This window comes from Collinsella sp. An2, assembly GCF_002160065.1.
Taxonomy (GTDB): Bacteria; Actinomycetota; Coriobacteriia; order Coriobacteriales; family Coriobacteriaceae; genus Limicola.
In genome coordinates this window covers 288,758-306,118 of record NZ_NFJW01000001.1, presented here as the reverse complement: position 1 = coordinate 306,118, position 17,361 = coordinate 288,758, and the positions used below count along the sequence as shown (strand labels likewise).

15 protein-coding genes are annotated in these 17,361 nt (G+C 59.1%); 3 read left to right on the top strand and 12 right to left on the bottom strand.

The window, feature by feature from the left end; translation table 11 throughout:
- Window positions 1–3 precede the first annotated feature (3 nt).
- Window positions 4–873, top strand: a complete 870-nt coding sequence (locus tag B5F33_RS01435) for a mechanosensitive ion channel domain-containing protein (protein WP_087409999.1) — start codon at window positions 4–6, stop codon at window positions 871–873.
- Between the two features lie 190 nt (window positions 874–1,063).
- Entirely contained in the window at window positions 1,064–1,762 is a 699-nt protein-coding gene (locus tag B5F33_RS01430) for a hypothetical protein (protein WP_087409998.1), read from the top strand.
- Window positions 1,763–1,777: 15 nt separating this feature from the next.
- On the opposite strand, the gene B5F33_RS01425 is transcribed toward B5F33_RS01430, so the two are convergent.
- Window positions 1,778–2,770, bottom strand: coding sequence for a hypothetical protein (locus B5F33_RS01425; RefSeq protein WP_087409997.1), 993 nt, complete (start codon window positions 2,768–2,770; stop codon window positions 1,778–1,780).
- Window positions 2,771–2,871: 101 nt separating this feature from the next.
- On the opposite strand from B5F33_RS01425, the gene B5F33_RS01420 reads away from it, so the two are divergent.
- On the top strand, window positions 2,872–3,087 hold the full coding sequence (locus B5F33_RS01420) for a helix-turn-helix transcriptional regulator (RefSeq protein WP_239284652.1): 216 nt from the start codon (window positions 2,872–2,874) through the stop codon (window positions 3,085–3,087).
- 4 nt (window positions 3,088–3,091) lie between these two features.
- On the opposite strand, the gene B5F33_RS01415 is transcribed toward B5F33_RS01420, so the two are convergent.
- The 11 genes from B5F33_RS01415 to B5F33_RS01365 all read right to left on the bottom strand — a co-directional run bounded on the left by B5F33_RS01415 (window position 3,092) and on the right by B5F33_RS01365 (window position 17,298).
- On the bottom strand, window positions 3,092–3,898 hold the full coding sequence (locus B5F33_RS01415) for an FxLYD domain-containing protein (protein ID WP_143757913.1): 807 nt from the start codon (window positions 3,896–3,898) through the stop codon (window positions 3,092–3,094).
- Window positions 3,899–3,923: 25 nt separating this feature from the next.
- Window positions 3,924–5,861, bottom strand: coding sequence for a hypothetical protein (locus tag B5F33_RS01410; RefSeq protein WP_087409995.1), 1,938 nt, complete (start codon window positions 5,859–5,861; stop codon window positions 3,924–3,926).
- Window positions 5,862–6,120: 259 nt separating this feature from the next.
- Window positions 6,121–7,176: a MerR family transcriptional regulator gene (locus B5F33_RS01405; protein WP_087409994.1), complete on the bottom strand. Its 1,056-nt coding sequence runs from the start codon at window positions 7,174–7,176 to the stop codon at window positions 6,121–6,123.
- 542 nt (window positions 7,177–7,718) lie between these two features.
- Window positions 7,719–9,470, bottom strand: a complete 1,752-nt coding sequence (locus tag B5F33_RS01400) for a protein kinase (RefSeq protein WP_087409993.1) — start codon at window positions 9,468–9,470, stop codon at window positions 7,719–7,721.
- Window positions 9,471–9,475: 5 nt separating this feature from the next.
- A complete protein-coding gene (locus B5F33_RS01395; protein WP_087409992.1) occupies window positions 9,476–9,997 on the bottom strand; it encodes a helix-turn-helix transcriptional regulator in 522 nt (173 codons plus the stop codon).
- Between the two features lie 158 nt (window positions 9,998–10,155).
- On the bottom strand, window positions 10,156–11,265 hold the full coding sequence (gene leuB / locus B5F33_RS01390; RefSeq protein WP_087409991.1) for a 3-isopropylmalate dehydrogenase: 1,110 nt from the start codon (window positions 11,263–11,265) through the stop codon (window positions 10,156–10,158).
- A gap of 203 nt (window positions 11,266–11,468) precedes the next feature.
- Window positions 11,469–11,966, bottom strand: a complete 498-nt coding sequence (locus B5F33_RS01385; RefSeq protein WP_087409990.1) for a 3-isopropylmalate dehydratase small subunit — start codon at window positions 11,964–11,966, stop codon at window positions 11,469–11,471.
- 269 nt (window positions 11,967–12,235) lie between these two features.
- A complete protein-coding gene (gene leuC, locus B5F33_RS01380) occupies window positions 12,236–13,501 on the bottom strand; it encodes a 3-isopropylmalate dehydratase large subunit (RefSeq protein WP_239284650.1) in 1,266 nt (421 codons plus the stop codon).
- Between the two features lie 363 nt (window positions 13,502–13,864).
- On the bottom strand, window positions 13,865–15,400 hold the full coding sequence (locus tag B5F33_RS01375) for a 2-isopropylmalate synthase (protein ID WP_087409988.1): 1,536 nt from the start codon (window positions 15,398–15,400) through the stop codon (window positions 13,865–13,867).
- A 408-nt stretch (window positions 15,401–15,808) separates the two neighbouring features.
- Entirely contained in the window at window positions 15,809–16,951 is a 1,143-nt protein-coding gene (locus B5F33_RS01370; protein WP_087409987.1) for a permease prefix domain 1-containing protein, read from the bottom strand.
- Complete coding sequence (locus tag B5F33_RS01365; protein WP_087409986.1) at window positions 16,948–17,298, bottom strand: PadR family transcriptional regulator; 351 nt, start codon at window positions 17,296–17,298, stop codon at window positions 16,948–16,950. The genes B5F33_RS01370 and B5F33_RS01365 overlap by 4 nt, the downstream gene beginning before the upstream one ends.
- Between the last annotated feature and the right edge of the window lie 63 nt (window positions 17,299–17,361).

The following is a 17,361-nucleotide window of genomic DNA, read 5'->3' as shown; positions in this document are numbered from 1 at the left end:
TTCATGCCGCAGCTTCTTGTCGATATTGTCGACTTCCTACAGATTCCGCTCGTGCAGAGCGTCATATGGGCGTGCATTTTTGCCGCCATCACCCTCCTGGTTGCCCGCGTCGCCACCCGCGCGGTGCGACATCTGCTCCACCACGATAGCAACCCCCTACCGAGCTCGAGCATCATCATCAACATCGTTCGCGCCACCATCTACGTGGTGGGCGCATGCTTTATCCTGAGCACCTGCTTTCATCAAGACGTCAACGCCATCGTCACCGCCCTGGGCGTTGGAGGCATCGCGGTCTCCCTGGGTTTTCAGGACACGCTCTCCAACCTTATCGGCGGCTTGCAGGTCACGCTTATGGGCATTGTGAAGCCTGGTGACAACATCGAGGTCGGATCATCGTCGGGCGTAGTGCAGGACGTGAGCTGGCGGCACACCACCATCCGTGACAGCCTTGGGCAGACGGTCATCATCCCCAATTCGGTGATATCCAAGACGGCCTTAGTCCATCTTCTGCCGCCAAGCCGCGTGAGCGTGCCGTTCGCCGTGTCGCGAAACGTGAGCATCGGCGCGTCCATAAACGTTGACGAGAGCACCGGCGCACTGGACTCGGCACCCGCGGATCAGCCCACGCCTGGCCCCAGCGTGCAGGCCACCCAGGTTGCGCGCGACCTGGACCAGCTCTCCGCGACTATCGTCGACCAGGCACGCGAGGCCGCAGGCGATATCTCGCCCATCACCGACGGCCCCAAGGTCTTCTTCTCCGAGGTGAGTGAGCTTGGCATCAAGGGCAAGGTCATCTTTACGATCGAGGACGCCTCGAAGACCTCTGCCGCTGCCGATGCCGTCGTACGGGCTATTGCGCGCGAGCTGGAATAGCGACCAGACGACAGAGACGAGCGCATCATCGGCCAACCATCTGGCTGGCCGCATCGCTCCATGCAACCGCTCGCCAATTTTCTATTTTCGCTGGTACAAGCCCTTGTCTTTTGCATGTGGCTGCCTATAATCCCGTGGCAACGAATTACAGCCCCCGCATTTGAGGCGAGGTTCGGTTGAAGGAGTCGCTATGGGAAGCATCATCATTGGCTGCGGCATAGGCGTATGCGTGGCGCTTAGTGGCTTCTATATGCTGGTAAGCGGAAACTGCTCGCTGCTACACAGCTACCATTACGCCACCACTCCGGCTGCCGAGCGACCCATACTAGCACGCGAAGTCGGCGCGTCGCTCATTGCATGCGGTGTCTCCGTTGCGCTTATCGTCCCGACGGTTCTGCCCGGCTGGGTCTCTGTTATAGGCGTCGTGCTGCTCGTGGCGGGCCTGGTGGGCATGTTCGCCGCCATCGTTCGACACAATGGCGGGCTTGTGACCCTTGCTCCCAACAGCAGCTGGCCCCTCATAACCGGACAGAAACCGTGGGTCGTCATGCTGGCGTGCACGATCATCGGAATCGCCCTTTCGCTCATAGGTTTTGTCCCAGGCATCCATATGATCGCGACGGGAGATGTAAGCTCGCTGCACGATTATCACTACGTCAACGTCGCGCCCGCCGACATTCCGCTGCTCGCCCGCGCCGAAGGCATCTGCATGATCGGACTGGGCGTCAGTTTTCTGATATGCATGGTCGGCTTTGGCGGCGCGGCCCTTCGTCGACCCGCGCCGCGCTGGAGCAACGTAGTGCTTGTGGCGGGCGTCATCGTATTTGCGGCAAGCCTCGCCGGCGCCTTAGGAGCCATCGTGTACTACAACGGCTCGCTGATGGGGTAAGTGAGAACTGCAGCGTTATCGCGCGTCTTGCATCTCCGTTTTTTCACGGCGCCCAGCCCGCGCCTCACGCACCCTCTGGCCAGACTCTGCGATGACCTCTCGTCCGCCGCCCATACGGGCCATCCGTCCTGAAAGGAAGTTCTTGGGCGTCGAAACGTCAATTCCCAGCAGCATGTTCGCAACCCATAGATAAAAGACGAGCACGACGATAGGAATCACGCACGAAGTCACGATCATGACCGCCGCGCTCTCGATGAGGCTATTCACCTCATCGAGCATCTCGTTTGAAACGCTCGCAAGACCATCGGCAACCATGTTCGGAATAGAGGCGATGAAACTGAGCGGGTCGGAAGGTGCCTCGTCGGTGTCCTCTTCCTCCGCAGCTGCCTGATTTGCCTCTTGAATGCTCGCCGTTATGTCATAGGTTTCGTCGATCATATTGGTCACAGCCACACTGGTAGGCACTGTAAACATAAGCACAGCACCCAGCACGACAAGCTTCATGGCTAGACGCACCGCCGCCCTCGAAATCGCCGCTCGGTTCCACAATACAATTGCGGCGATTCCAAGCACACAAGCGACCGGCACTAAAATGGCAAAGGTCGCCATACCAAAAATGGTGAGCAGATATTTTTCCAAGTAAATAACCGCAAGGATAACCATGAGGTTGCTGCTGAGATCCATCAGTTTGTTGGCGATAGGCGTTCCCACATCGTCGGGAATGAGGGAAATGCCAGCAGATGCCGCAGTAGACATAGCGACGAGAGCGGTGACATTGCCCTTCTTCTCGTCAAGAGTCTGAATCTGCGCCTCATATGTTGCAGGATTCGTAAACGTCCCCCTCAGTGGAAACACCGATATGAGCGCCAAGGCGACAAGCAAGACTATGCCCACGATACGCGCCTTCGAAAGACCTCGCGACCTTCCGGAGAGGTCTGCCGACATTCCGCTGCCTACAGTTATCTCGTCGGACTCGGCCGATATGATTGCATCAATGTGCTCGTCCATATGAGAATCTCCTCTCTCTATCCCGAACAATCCCATTGTTCTATTGTATTGGCTCTCTATAGTGAGCCGACCCTTTTCCTTGCGCACGTACGCTAAGAGGCATGGACAACGTGCACGAAAAGAGGATGCTTGGATCGAGCATCCGCTCGGTGCGAGCGGAGCGCAACATCTCGCAACGCCAGCTCGCACTCATGACCGGCATCAGCCGTTCCTATCTCTGGAAAATCGAGACAGGAACGGCCGATGTAGGAATCGACGTGCTCATTAAAATCGCGAAGGCTCTCGATATCCCTGTTCATAGCCTCTTTGATTTCTAGCCGCTTATTCAGCAATTGTGTAGTAGTCAAGCGAGACTTTGATTTGGGCAGCATCTGTTTGAGACATCGCATCGAAAACGACCGTCTCCCCTGCCGCCCACGAAGAGCAGCTTGTAAACGTTTCGTCCGCCTTTACACCTGCGCTGTCATAGAGTCCCAGCGTGAGCGAGACATTTTCAAGATTGATGCCAGATGTGTTTTGCACAGTCGCAGTATAGGTATAGAACCCATATCCGTCGTCCTGTTTTTCAAACACAATGGTCGAAACAAGGGCATCAAGCGCCTTTTCCGTCTCACGCTGTTCAGTTACGGTGTTGGCGTTTCTCAACATGTCTTTCAATGTGTCCTCATGTGCAAAGTCGACCTCAAGCCCATAGTTGTCGACAAAGTTCTTCAGCATGACGGTCCGCTCGTTGTAGAGGTCGGTCCAAGCGTCATAAAACTCTTGGCTGTTGATGGGATATGTATCAACGGCAGCCATTGAGTCATCAAGCACATTGACATATGCCAAAATTCCCTCCTGAAGCTTGGAATCTTCGAAGGGACGCTTCTTGAGCGGCTCCACATAGTCCAGTTCCGCCTGGATTGCCTCGGCATACGATTCGCCTGTGGATTCCTCCCCCGACTCCTCGTGTTCATCGGCTACGTCGAACCTTGCCTCCAATCCATCTGCGACAACCGCCATGGCCTCATCGTCAGCATAGTCTGGTTCAACCGATCCACTTGATGCACCTGGAGAGCAGGCGGTCAGGCTCCCGGCCAACACCAATACCAACGCCGGCAACACCACATTGCTTCTAAAACTGTTCACGATGCCTCCTATCCGCTGTTTGTTGCTATTGAATGCCCAGAACGTCGACGTTGCCGTCTGGGTAATGCATGATTCCGTAAGCTTGGCATTTGATCGTTGCGTTGAACCCATTTTTGGCCGTGAAGTCCATGGTCAGCAGAACGTCATTCATGCTTGCAACTGCACTGCCGTTTTGCGAGAAGGAAGAGTTGACGCTGTCGAGCGTCTCGGCATCACGAATCGGCAGGTATTTCGTCTCCTCATGATGGAAGGAACGCTCATCGTTCAGCATCGACTTCACCGCATCGACAAAAGCATCGTTGCTGCCACTCCAGAAGCTAAACTGAGATGAAACCCAGTCGTTGTAATCCTCCTGCTCCTTACGAGCCGCATTCTCCGCATCGCGAGCGGCCGATTCAGCAGCTGTATCGCGTGCGTCTGCCACCAGCGCCGGGGATACCGTCAAATACGGCGCCGTTTCACTTGGCTGGAAGGTGTCTGTCCCAACGTTCTCTCCACCTGAGTCAATGGCGTCAAAGGAGTTCGCAGTCTTGGCTTCACCCGAAATGATGTAGTTCGCCCCATCGAACGTGACGTCTCCCTTGAATTCAATACGAAAATCGCCACCTGCAGCTTTGAGGCGAAGCCCTTCGACATGCCACGTCTGCGCGTCTTTAGGCCTCCATGTACCCGAGGACTCAACCGTAAGGTAATACCCTCCCATATCGGCATATGAATGAAACTTGGTCACATCGTAAGCGGACCCATCTGCTGTGAAAACGTCAGTTGCATAGCAGTTCGTCATGGCAACCACGGCTGCACGGGTAGCGGTCTCCTGATCAAACGAAACCTCAATATTCGTCACAAGGTGAAGCGTGATCGTCTTGCTGTCAGCATCGGTCTCGGCACTCTCGACGTTGTACTCTTCCGGATTAAAATCCTTCAGCCGCTCATCGCCGTCGAGGCAGATTAGCTCGAACCCTTCGTCGGCATAGCCCTCTTGCTCCAACTCAGCAATAATCTCATCTGCCCGGGTACCAGGTTTATTCGCAATCTCAAGATACTTTTTGGCGTTGTTTCGCGCTCTGATTTGCGCGATTTCATCCTGAGACGCCGACGCCACCTCGACGCCCGAACTCGTACACTTCGCATGGAAGTACAGCTCTTCATCCTCATCGACCTTGAACGCCAGTTCTCCCGCTACCTCGGGGTCATCCTCCTTTTCCAGTCGAAGCTGATGCTCTCCCTTCTCAAGCTCAAGGTCGTAATCCGCCGAATCGCCGTGCGCGAGTATTCCTTGCTCGTCATCATCAATAAGAACGCGCAAGTTGTAGGTGCTAAAGAAGAGATTCCGCTCACACTCAAGATGCAAAGCAACGTCGAACTCCTCAGCCGGCTCTGTCATGTCGGGCTCACTATCACTTGCACCTCCTTGGCCACCAGAACAAGCCACGGCGCCGATAGCAATTGCCGCGATAAGGGCTATGCTCACCCCCGCCGCTGCATACAGCCATTTCTTTTGGAGCTTTGGCGTCGCCCTCTTTTTCTGGGCGCTCTCTTGACGCGCGCTGCCTGCAACAGAATCAGGCTGGGACTCCTCAGCCTCCGCCGCCTCCGATACCTGCTCCGACGACGTGACGAACGGTTCATCTTCGTCTTCGTCAACATGAGGAAGCACCATTGTCTGTTTAGCCGGCGCCTCGTTATCATCCGCCTCGCTTCTGGATTCAAGGTCGGGCGTGGCAGCAGAGCAATCGACGACGCTTTCGCGAGGCTTCGCTCGACTCTCCTCCTGGCGTGAATTCGCCAGCGCCTCCTCCGCCAAGTCGCCAACGCTTTTTGCAGCGTTGCGGGCCAGAACCGCACCGCTTCGCTTCAGTTCTTCACCGATAGCCTTAACACTGCCCTTGAGACGCTCCTTGCTCTTTTCCAGCTTCTCGTCATCAAGACCAGCGCTTCGTTTGAATTCATCCATAAATCCCATTAGTATCCCCCCGTCGAGGTGCCGTCGTTTCAAAGCGATTGCCATACCCGGTGCAGAATGCCCGCCCAGCGCAATCGCCCGGCTTCGCCGTTCTCCCCTTCTCCTGAGATATGCTCTCTTTAGTGAGCCATGTTATAGCATGCAAGCGCACAGCCATCTCTAGGCATAAGGCTGCTGGATGAACGTGTGGGGATTCATCGGCAAACGGTGCGCTATGCATTCCAGTATCTCAGTCAGGCTCCGGTCGCCTTCAGTCCCCTTACGTGCACACGCTGGCAGCTACCTTGCTCAAATACGCACATGCCGCCCGTTTCAAAAATGCAAAGGACCCCTTTCCACAGGCAAGCTCGACGGGCACACCGTTCTCGGCCTGCGAGAAAAAGTGCACCAATGTCGTTGCAACGAGACATTCCAGGGCGGGGGTGTGCAAACGGAGGGGACTCGCAATACTTCGTGTCAGCGAACAGAAGCCATCGACGACATGTTGCACAAACCTCTGCCCGCTCGCATCATCGGATCTAGAGCAATCCTGTACCAACCTTGAAACATGCATCCTACATGCATCCAAAGCGTGTCTTATGCGCGTGTGGTCATCCTTACCAGCGGAGAGCGCGTCATTCTGAGCGCAATTGCGCGACCGCTCCCCAGCGGTATCCCATCCCATCACCTCAATTGCGATGGGAAACACGTAATTGATCGCGTTGCCAACAGCCTGATGCATCTCATCGTCCGCGCTGGTCTCCCGAGCTGCCCACGCCAATGAGCGGAATGCCCCAGCATGCAAGGCACGAGCGGCCATCACATAAGGTCGATCTTCCGGCGCTGCATCAGCTGCATCCTCCAATGTTGCAACCGCGCGAAGCTTAGCGTCGAGCTCCCTTCTGCGAGCAGCAAGCTCGAGCTGTTTCTGTTGAAGGCGCGCCTGAAACTCCCGGCCATCCTCAAGCATACTCTGTACAACCGGTTCAATCTCAATAAGCGCGAAGCCTGCTTTACTGAGCTGCTTGACCAGATAGAACATGAATAAATCGCCTTCATCGAACCGGGAGTATCCCGGCTTAGAGACCGCCGGCACCCAAAACGCCAGGCCATCGCCCGACGTGTTCTGGTTGCACAGGTCCTGAATCATGTGACGTGTGAGCCCCGTTAGCTGCTCAACCTCCGACCGCTTCCACATCGGCACCTCCTTCCCATCCCATCCTGTACCGCCCGGCAACCGGGCGGCAAGGAAGCAGCGAGATTCCCCCGCCAGCCGATGCGAGGCCGCCCCATGCGCTTTACCACCGCTGAACTGCCCGTTCTTCGTCTGCTTCATACATCGCCTTTCTCGTGAGGTCGACCGCTATGCGGCCCTTCCTCTATAGGCGGTGATATTTTCGCGAACGCTCTCGCAGATAACCTCAGTTGGCAACTGAAACCGATGGCCCGAACGCCTCGCTTCAGCGGCGTGTGCCCACCAGACCGAGAGCCCGCTCGTGACACCTAGGGGGAGCATTCGCACCCGATTCGATGGAAGCCGGCCTGATTTGCACAAAATCTAGATGGTGTCGCACCCCTTTATGGACGTGTCCAGCCTGTACCAATGACTGTTCGTTTCGTTTTTATGCAGTTATTTCACGACCTGCCGAGTAGACCCGGTTTTCGGGTCCCAAAATCCTGGGGCCTTGCCGACGAAATCGGCCGTCTACTCGAGAAGTTCGGAATTAACTGCATAAAAACGAAACGAGTTCTTCCAAGGCCCCTTCGCCACAATAAAAAGCAGGCAATAGGTCCCTACAATAGGCTCCTAAAAAGCGACGCATGCGACCACCGCCGGAACGGCGGCAGAACAGCGAGGCAGCCGAACCACATAATGGCCTACCACGGCTGGGCATAAATCTCAAATGAGCTATAACTCGGAAGGTCGTAGCAGAAAATTTCGAAAGGCGTCGCTGCCCCTTCTGCAGGCATCGTGATAAACGCATCGGCACCGTACACAATGCTGCCGCTGTCGTTGCGCGCAATCAGCGTCAGCTCAATATTGGACGCACCTTCCGCATCGTTTCCCTTCGATGTCATCGTGACCTCACCGGTTATGGACGTGCCACCAATACCATTGGAAACAGCAGACAGGTGGGCAATATCGAACGTACTCGGCCGCCCAGCAGCTGTTGAAACCGCCCATTCATACGGTGCAACGGTGGCAAATTCCACCGTCGCCGGAGCGTTACCATTCCCCGCAATAGAGCCAAAGTACCTTGTTTCCCCTGGATAGATGACAGAGAGCGCCTGCGTGTCGGAGTAGAGGATCGATCCATCCTCGCTTCGACCCGTAATCGTATAAGCAGGAAACTCGATGGTCAGGTCCTCGCTTGTGTTCTGAATAGCAACCCCATAATTGATGTAGCCGGCCGCGTCGACCGACCAGCCGGAATCGACGATCTTCAAGCATGCCTGTGCCTCTTCGGACGCAGGTTCGCTCGATTCGGGCAGCGCGCTGCCTCCCAGCTCATCGGGAGCGTCCGAGAATCCGGAAAGGTCATCCGTAGCGGTGGCCACAGGCGAAGCATCGTCGTGAGCATCCGTGCCGCTGTCTTGTGCACGCCCACCGAGCATCCAAAATCCAAGCGCTCCCAGCACAACCACGACCACGGCCAGGACCCCTACAAGCATTCGCCGCGTCGCAGATGACATATGGGAACTTTTCGATGAGGCATGCCCCGTCTCCGCGCCAGACAGCTCCGTACGCCCCGCATCATCCGTACTTAGCGGAGGCTTTTCCGCGACGTCCGCAGCATGCCGTGAGGTAGCCGCAGAGATCGAAGAAGGCATCTCCGACGAATCCTCGGGTCCCATATCGGAGGCCTCGCCCCTTACCGCGTCCGCAAATGCCGAAGCAAGCGCATCGGCCGTCTGAAACCGCGCGCTCGGCTCAAAGGCGCATGCCCGCCCCAAAACGGAGCACACTGCCTCGGGAACAAGCCCCGTGCAGCGCAGCGCAGCCTCGTACGTGCGCTCATCCAGAAGCGTGCCCACAAGCAGGTAGCCGGCCAACCGACCAATCGCATAGATATCGGACCGCGTGTCGATGGGAGCAAAACCGTGCTGCTCGGGCGCGGCAAAGCCATACGTACCCCACGTCTGCTCGCCCGATGCGGGCGCGTCATAGGTCATGCGAGCAATGTCAAAATCGATGAGATGTGCCCCGTCAGCAGCAACAATGATGTTCGAAGGGGCAATGTCGGCATGCACAACATGGTGCGCATGCAGATCCGACGCCGCATTGAACACGGCGGCAACGATGTCAGCAACCTCGTCGAGCGACAGCTTCCCGCGCCGATTCATGACATCGGACAAGGTCTCGCCGGCAACGAAGTCGTACACTGCCACGAACTCGTCAGGCATATCGTAGGTCGCCTGCACACGAGGCAGATACGGGGACGAGCATTCGGCAAGCGCCGCCCACACCATGCGGCGCGCAGCGGCATGCGGCATGCGCTTTCGCACAAAAGGCCCTGCGCCGTCGAGCGTCACGAGCTCGGTGATACCACGCTCGCCACGCGCCAGCACACGCTCGACCACATAGGCGTCGTCGATACTCATCGCATGTCGTACCTGCAGGTCGTCCATGGCCGCTATCCGAGCCCCTTCATGCGATGCCCCTCTATAGCAGCACCGCCCTTGTTCGCCGTTGGGTGTGCGCTCGTGCTTACGTTGTCCTTCTCGGGGTGAAAGAGCGTCCGCTCGCCCAGACGCGCAAGCTCATCGTCGCAAGCGGCGTAGGTCATGCCATGCTCTATGCACCAGATGATGATGGCGTCGCGCCGGCGCTTGGGCCAGAGCTCCGACACGCCCGCGAGACGCAGAAGCCGCTGTGTCTCGATCAGGCTGCATGAAAGACCAAACGCCAGCATGATGGAATTATCCCGGCGGGGAAGGCTCTTGCCGTTGAAGATGTCGTAAACAAAGGTTCCGTTGACGCCGGACCGACGCGCCAGCTCCGATCGGTTGATGCCTCGGTCGGCAAGCAACTCGCGTAGGTAATCCGCTAGGTCGCGGCCAAGCGTCTCGCCCTGGTCGAGGTAGGCCTCGGGCGTCTCGGCCTCGAGCAGCCGTTTGAGCAAGTCTTCGGTCAGCCGCTCCTCCGGCAACGCCATGGCCCCTCCTTCCCCTAAGCTATGTACCGGGACTCAAGTGTACGACTTAGACCGCTCGTAACACCACTACGACAGCGCGTGGCGCCCAGACCCTGTACTGGATCCAGGCGCCACGATAAACGTTCGTCCGTCACTCGAACGAACGATCAAAGGCCTCGCTACAGACGAGCAGCCACGGCATCGCCCATGGCCTCGGTGCCAAGCACGTGGTCGGCAGGCGTGGCGTCGTCGGCGATGTCACGCGTGCGCCAGCCCTCGTCGAGCACAGCGGTCACGGCGCGGCGGATGTCGTCGGCCGCATCGCCCATGTCAAAGCTGTAACGCAGCATCATCTCGACGGAGAGAATCTGCGCCAGCGGGTTGGCGATGCCCTGCCCTGCGATATCGGGCGCCGAACCGTGGCTCGGCTCGTAGAGCGCCACACCGTCACCCAGGCTCGCGGAGGCGAGCATGCCGAGCGAGCCGGTGATCTGCGCGGCCTCATCGGACAGGATGTCGCCGAACATGTTCTCGGTCACCACGACGTCGAACGTCGCGGGGCGATTGATGAGCTGCATGGCGGCGTTGTCCACCAGCACGTCCTCGAACTCGACGTCCGGGTACTCCTGCTCGCCGATACGATGCACGATCTCGCGCCACATGCGGCTTGTCTCGAGCACGTTGGCCTTGTCGACGCTCGACACCTTGCCACGGCGCTTGCGGGCAGCCTCAAATGCCTGGCGCGCGATGCGCTCAATCTCGTACTCGCGATACTCAAGCGTATCGTAGGCGCGCTGGCCGGGCTTGCCGTCCGTGCCGGCGCCCTCCTCGTCGTAGAAGCGCTCGCGACGACCGAAGTACAGGCCGCCGGTGAGCTCGCGGACGATCATCATGTCAACGCCGTCGATGACCTCGGGGCGCAACGTCGACGCATCGGAAAGCGCACCGAAGATCTGGACGGGGCGAAGGTTGCAATACAGCCCAAGCGCCTTGCGAATGCCAAGCAACCCCTGCTCGGGACGCGGCTTAGAGGGGTCGGTGGTGTCCCACTTGGGGCCACCCACCGCCGCAAGCAGCACGGCATCCGAGGCCTGGGCGGTCTCAAGCGTCTCGTCGGGCAGCGCCGTGCCCGTCGCATCGATTGCACATCCACCGATCAAAGCTTCGGCGCAATCAAACGACACGCCGTACTTCTTGCCCACGGCGTTCATGACCTTGACGCCCTCGGCGATGATCTCCGGGCCGATTCCATCGCCCGGCAGAAGGCAGATCTTATAGGTCTTCTTCACGTTACAACTCCAATCTTGCGAGCTTGGACCCGCAGCAAATGGATTATCGAGCGGCATGCGTCCTCCCCTTGAAATGGGACAAAGATATCTGGAGCGATTGTCCCACCATAGAACAGAGGCGAAGCTGGGCGAAACATTTGTCAAATGTACCCGTCCCCAATGGCGGAACATCTGCCAAATGTACCCGTCCCCAATGGCAGATGTTACTTGGCGGCAAGCTTGCGACGCGTGCGCTCGACCAGCCCGCCCGCCTCGATAATCTCGGCGATGAACGGCGGGAACGGCTCGGCCGTGAAGGTGGCGCCGGTGTCGAGGTTGGTGATGGTGCCAGTCTCAGTATCCACCGCCACGCGGGCGCCGCCCTCAATGGCATCGACGGCGTCGGGGCACTCCATGATGGGCAGGCCGACGTTGATGGCATTGCGGTAGAAGATGCGCGCGAAGCTCTTGGCGATGACGCAGGAAACACCCGCCGCCTTGAGCGCCACGGGCGCATGCTCGCGGCTCGACCCGCAGCCGAAGTTCTCTTCGGCGACGATGATGTCTCCCGGCTTCACCGTCGTGGCAAACGTGGGATCGATATCCTCCATGGCATGCGCCGCCAGGTGAGCGTGATCAGAGCTGTTGAGGTAACGGGCCGGAATGATGACGTCAGTATCGACATCGCGCCCATACTTAAAAACGGTTCCCTCGAACTTCATGTTAGATTTCCTTTCCTTCCCCGGGAGGCTTGGGCATATCATTCGCTGCTCAAACAGTCCTCGGCTTTCGGCCTGCGGAAACTGCGCGCATGCTCAGGACCTCGCGCTAGAGAGCCCCTTGCAACCCAAAGCCCCTCGCGTGATTTTGTCAGGCGAAGTAGATTTTGTAGCGCTGGCCTCGGCAGTATCGTCCGCCGCGAGTTCCGCAGCGAGCGTAGCGAGCGAGGACTGCCCGAGCAGCGGACGATGCTGCCGAGGCCTTTGGGGAGCTACAGGTCTGACGGAGCGCAAATGTGGCCGGCTACGGCGCTGGCTGCGGCGACGGCCGGGCTTGCCAGATAGACCTCAGAGGTCGTGTCGCCCATGCGGCCCACGAAGTTGCGATTCGTAGTCGACACGCAGCGCTCGCCGGCAGCGAGGATGCCCATGTAGCCGCCCAGGCACGGCCCGCAAGTCGGGGTCGAGAAGACGCAGTTCGCATCGATGAACACGTCGGCGAGACCCTCGGCCATGCACTGCTTGAAGACGGCCTGCGTGGCGGGAATCACGATGCAGCGAACGTTCTCGTTCACCTTGCGGCCACGCAGCACGTCCGCGGCGGCACGCATGTCTTCGATACGGCCGTTCGTGCACGAACCGATTACCGCCTGGTCAATCTGGATATGGGTGCTCTCGCTTACCGGATGGGTGTTGGAAGGAAGGTGCGGCCAGGACACGCAGGGCTTGATGTCGGCTGCATCGATCTTGATGACGCGCGCATACTCGGCGTCCGGGTCGGCATGGTACTCGACGTACGGACGCTGGCAGCGGCCCTCGAGCCAGGCGCGAGCAACGTCGTCGACCTCCATGATGCCCGCCTTGCCGCCGGCCTCAATGGCCATGTTGGAGATGGTCATACGACCCTCCATGGACAGGCTCTCGATGGTGGAGCCGGCAAATTCCATGGCCTGGTACAGAGCGCCGTCGACGCCGATAAGGCCGATGATGTGCAGGATGATGTCCTTGGCAGAGGCGCCATCGACCAGGTCGCCATCGATCTCAAAACGAATGGTGGGCGGGACCTTGAACCACGCACGGCCCGTGGCGAGACCCACGCCGGCATCGGTGGAGCCTACGCCCGTAGAGAACGCGCCGAGCGCGCCGTACGTGCAGGTGTGAGAGTCCGCACCGATCACCAGGTCGCCCGGCACCACGACGCCCTGCTCGGGCAGCAGGGCATGCTCAATGCCCGCGCAGCCCTGCTCCCAGTAATGGGTGATCTTCTGCTCGTGGGCGAAGTCGCGCATCTTCTTGGTCTGCTCGGCGCTCTTGATGTCCTTGTTTGGCGCATAGTGGTCGGGCACAAGGCACACGCGGTCGCGGTCGAAGACCTCTTTGGCCCCGAGCTCGTGAAACACGTCGATGGCGATAGGAGCGGTGATGTCGTTGGCGAGCACGAGATCCAGGTCGCACTCGACAAGCTGGCCGGGGCGCACCTCGTCGAGCCCGGCATGGGCTGCAAGAATCTTCTCTGCCACCGTCATGGGTCTAGGCATAGCTGTGCGTTCCTTTCTTATACCTCTCGGGAGCCCTGGAGCATCATCCCTCGCTGGTCCTCGCGCTACGCGCTGCGGAAGCGCTCGGGACGATGCTCCAGGGCTCTACGAACCGTTTCTTTCAGGTACTCCATCTAGCGCATTGATAGATGAAATAAAGTTGGTGCGAGGCTACGCCTCGCGTTTTGTTCAGGGCACCGCGAAGCGGTGCACCATCTTTATTTTAAGCCCCCGAGCACGTAGGCCGAATCAACGCGCCGCGGAGAACACTCGAGAGGGGTCCGGCCGTTTCGTCCTGAGCGATTCCGCAGCGCGAAGCGCGAGGACCAGCGAAGGATGAAACGGCCGGACCCCGTCCAATGGCTACTTCCCCGCCCGCTCGTTCTGGTCAGAGATCAGACGGTTGAGCGCGTTGATATAGGCCTTCGTCGAGGACACGATGATGTCGCCGTCGCTGCCGCGACCGATGTACACCTCACCGTTCTCGGCCGTCACACGTACCGTGACCTCGCCCAGAGCGTCGATACCACGCGTCACGGCCTTGACCGAGAACTCCTGCAGGTCGTTCGCCACGGCCACAATCTTGTCGACCGCCTTGAACGCCGCGTCGATCGGGCCCACGCCGTACTCGCACGCCGTGAAGACATTCCCGTCCACATCGGCGAGCTTGATGGTTGCCGTAGGCGTGAGCGGGAAGCCGCAGGAAACCTGCAGCGCGTCGAGGTTCCAGATAGCCGTGCTCACGCGCTCGCGCTCGTGAACGATGGACTCCAGGTCCTCGTCGTAGACTTCCTTCTTCTTGTCTGCGACCTCGAGGAACGCCTGGTAAATGCCCTCGAAATCCTCATCGGAGAAGGTGTAGCCCAGCTCGGACATGCGATGGCGCAGCGCTGCATGGCCACTGCGGGCAGAGAGGATGATCTGCGAGCCGGCGGCACCCACGTCTGCCGGGTCGATGATCTCGTAGGTGTCGCGCGCCTTGAGGACGCCGTCCTGATGAATGCCCGAAGAGTGAGCGAAGGCGTTGGCGCCCACGATGGCCTTGTTGGGCTGGACGTTAATACCGGTGATCGAGCTCACGAGCTTGCTCGCATGGGTGAGTTCCTGCGTCACGATGTCGGTATGCGCGTCGAGCTCCTTGCCATGCATCTTGATGGCCATAACGACCTCTTCGAGCGAGGTGTTGCCCGCGCGCTCGCCCAGGCCGTTGATGGTGCACTCGATCTGGGTAGCGCCGTTGCGCACGCTCTCGAGCGCCAGCGCCGTCGCCATGCCCAGGTCGTTGTGGGTGTGAACGGAGATGGTCACGTCTTCGATGCCGTCCACGCGCTCGCGCAGGTCGCGGATGCGCGCACCGAAGTGCCAGGGCAGGTTGTACCCGGTGGTATCGGGAATGTTGATGACAGTGGCGCCCGCCTTTACGGCCGCCTCGACGATGCGCACCAGGAAGTCCTGGTCGGCACGGCCGGCATCCTCGGCGTAGAACTCAACGTCGTCCACAAAATTGCGCGCGAGCTTCACGGCATGGATGGCGCGCTCGATGGCCTCGTCCTCGGTCATATGAAGCTTCTCGTGCAAATGCGACGGAGAAACGCCCAGACCGGTGTGGATGCGCGGGCGCTTGGCGGTCTTGAGCGCCTCGGCCGCGACCTCGATGTCTTTGTCCACCGCACGCGTGAGGCCGCAGACGGTGCACTTGTCGCCAGCGATGCGGCCGATCTCGGAGACGCTCTTGAAGTCGCCGGGGCTGGAAATGGGGAAACCCGCCTCGATAACGTCCACGTTCATGCGAATGAGCTGACGCGCGATGATGAGCTTCTCTTCGGTGTTCATACTCGCGCCGGGCGACTGCTCGCCGTCACGCAGCGTGGTGTCAAAGATGGCGATCTTACGGGTCATGGTTCCTCCTACACATTCGAGCCGTTGCATACAATCGAGCTCTGCAGGAGGATGACGTTCATGCCGCGCTTACGCAAAAGGCACCCGGACGGTCCGCCAAGCCCTGCAGGGCGATGGGCAGATACGCGTCGCGGGTGCCTCTGGTGAATTCTATCGTCCAGACGGGCCTTACAGGCTGGCCGACACCCTCGGCGCGCATGCACCTAGTAGTAGGGCGTCTAGGGATAGCGAGAGCATGGCGGCAGGAGCCGTTGCGGCCTGTGCTGCGATGTTCGACATGAACTCCATGCGGTGCTTCCCTTCGTCTCTCGCCGGCCTTGCGGACGTGGCGATGGTTTGTAGTGTAGCAAACTAAAGTAGCCACGCAAGCGACAATCCGGCGTACGGTCTATTCGCTCGTCCTTACAGCTAGTTGGTCTCGGCCCACTCAACCACATGATCGGCGAAATCCGGATAATCGAGGTAGCTTTTCACCTGGTTCCAAGCATCGGCGCTCTCGAAGAGCGAGCTGTTGAGCTGTGTGATCGCATTGTTGCTTGCAGCAGCAAGGCTCTGCTCCACCCTCGTGCGATCGAAGGAGTAGGTGTCGGCGTCCCATTGGCTGTCGTTGACCTCTTGCAGCGTAACGCGCAGGGTCGAGACCTCGGGATACACCGAGAAGATGGCGAGCGCGTTATAGGTAAGCGCGCGATCGATGGCATCCCCATCGATATCCTCGGACACGTTGGTGTAGTCGATGTAGGCCGTCGCAGCGACCGTATTGTCAAGACCGGCCTCACGACGGTTCGCACCGAGCGGAAGCTCAGAAGCAAGCTCGGACACCTCGGAGCTTGTCCCGCGGCCGGCATAGACCTGCAGCAGGCCAGCATCGCTGCTATCAATCTCCTGCAGGAGTGCCATGGTCGCCTCGTACTCACGCTGATCTTCCGGGTCGGTGAAGGTGGGCGTCTGCTGCTGTCCTGCTGAGGCGTTGCCGCCGGTGGTGCCGCCGTTTGTATTCGACGTACCGCCCTTGTTGGAATTGTTTTCCAGCACGTCTTCAACCGTGTCCTCCGCGTAGTCGAGCGCTGGCTCGACTACCACGTTGAACGCTACGACCACGACCGTCAGAACAACTAGTACAGCCGCGACGATGCCCACGACAAGCGGCCACTTCTTCTTTGGCGGAGTCGCAGCTTCTGTGCCATAGTCAGAAGGACGAGTCGGTGCACCCGCCACCGTCGAAGACACGGGCGCTGCGGACGCATCCTGCGCAGGCGCGGCAGTGGGAGCGGGTTGCCCCACGGCTTCAGTCTGGGGCGTCGGCACCGCAGCTGCCGCTTCTTCTGCCGAAGCGTCCCCGGCCGCATCCTCGCCGCGCAGCACGTCATCTACGCTTGGCACACTCGCCTTGGTCTTCTCAAGCGCCTCAGCTTCGGACATGCCACTCGCAACATAATCCTGGTACCGAGCAACCAGATTGCCGTAGATTTCTTCTTTTAGCTCGATGTTCTCGGAGGTGAGCACCTTGCCTTCGAAGAGATGCTCCACATACATACGAAGTTCATTCATCGGTCTCCCCCATTCTGGTTGAGCAGCTTGTCAATGATGTCGCGAACCCGAACCCATCGGTCGGTCGCCTCACGGAGTTCTTTTAGACCCGCGGGGGTGATTCGATAATACTTTCGACGTGCCCCCTGGGTCTCATCACCCCAGTAACTTTCTACGAACGCTTGATTTTCCAGCCGCTTCAGACAGGTGTAGAGCGAAGGCTCTTTCATCTCGTACTGACCCTGGCTGGTCTCGGCGACCTCTTTGAGAATCTCGTATCCATAGCTGTCGCCTCGGGAGAGCGTGCAGAGAATGATCGCGTCGATGTTTCCGCGAATCAAGTCGCTCACCGCATCTCGCGCTGCCATCGCGTCACCTCCTAGGTTGGCGCTTGTGTTGCTACGCTCAATCTATCACAGAGTACTATGTGT